Annotated in this window: 2 protein-coding genes; both read right to left on the reverse strand. The window is 70.0% G+C overall.

The window, feature by feature from the left end; all coding sequences use genetic code 11:
- The coding region (locus ACOADB_RS00825) for an SDR family NAD(P)-dependent oxidoreductase (RefSeq protein ID WP_378596026.1) at positions 1-684 on the reverse strand (684 nt) is incomplete at its 3' end.
- Positions 685-695: 11 nt separating this feature from the next.
- Positions 696-1,328, reverse strand: a 633-nt coding sequence (locus ACOADB_RS00830; protein ID WP_378596027.1) for an SDR family NAD(P)-dependent oxidoreductase, incomplete at its 5' end; no start/stop codon positions are given.

A 1,328-nucleotide genomic window follows, 5' to 3' on the forward strand; every position in this document is an offset into this window, starting at 1 on the left:
GCCTCGGCCGAGCATCGTGTTGCGGCGGACCCAGCCAGCGGACTTCTCGTTGCTGAAGAGACCGTCGGTCATCTCGGTGTCGAACCAGCCCGGCACGATCGCGTTGACGCGGATCCCGCGCCGGCCCCACTGGCCGGCGAGCTCACGGGTGAGCCCCATGATTCCGGACTTCGACGCGGCATAGCTCGCACCTCCGATCGGGGCCGTCGAGACGAGGCCGATGACCGAGGAGATGTTGATGATCGACAGCGCGCCACCCTCCGGCACGGTCGCCGCGACTCCGGCCGCCAGGTGGAACCCGCTGGCCAGGTTGAGGTCGAGCAGCGAGGCGAAGCCGTCGACGGTCTCGTCCTCGGCGTGCGGCGTGCCCGGCATTCCGGCGTTGTTGACCAGGACGTCGATGTGCCCCGTGATCGCGACCGCGAGGTCGACGAGCGCGCGACGGTCCTCGTCGGAGGTCACGTCGCACCTGACCGGGACGACCCGGCCCTGACCGGGCGTCGTACCGTCGAGTTCCTTGGCGAGCACCTCGAGGCGGTCGAGGCGGCGCGCGGCAGCGACCACGGTGGCGCCGGCAGCGACGAGGGTGCGGGCGAAGCTCTCGCCGAGGCCCGAGGACGCTCCGGTCACGATCGCGACCCGGCCGGTCAGGTCGAACAGGGCGGGGAGGTTCGGTTGTGTCATGACGAATCCGATCAGTAGATCGCGGTGCGGCCGCCGTCGATGGGGATCACCGCTCCGGTCGTGTAGCCGGAGCCGTCGCCGGCGAGGTGGACGACCATGCCGACGATCTCGTCGGGCCGTCCGAGCCGGCCGGCGGGGAGCCGGTCGACGATCTTGCCGATGAACTCCTCGTCCCAGCCCTCGGCCATGTCGGTGGCGAACCCGCCGGGCATGACGCAGTTGACGCGCACGTTGGGGGCGTACTCCTGGGCGAAGGCCATGGTGAGTGCGTTGAGCCCGTTCTTCGAGGCGGCGTACATCGCCTCGGGCGGGCTGGGCCGGATGGCGCCGATGCTCGAGATGTTCACGATCGAGCCACCGCCGGCGGCCGACATCCGGGCGCCGGCCACGGCCATCAGCCGGAACGGGCCCTTCAGGTTGACCTCGATGGTCTTGTCGAACAGCGACTCCGAGACGCCTTCCAGCGTCGGAGAGAGTGGCGCGATGCCGGCGTTGTTGACGAGTACGTCGAGGCGGCCAAGGTCGGCGTAGATCTTCTCGATCGCGGGCTCGATGCTGTCCCACTGCCCGACGTGAAGGGCCAGCGGCACGGCCGCGACCCCGGTTGCCTTGGTGATCGCCTCGGCGGCGATCTCGCACGACTC

It is taken from the genome of Nocardioides sp. CPCC 206348, from assembly GCF_048654705.1.
Classification (GTDB): domain Bacteria; phylum Actinomycetota; class Actinomycetes; order Propionibacteriales; family Nocardioidaceae; genus Nocardioides.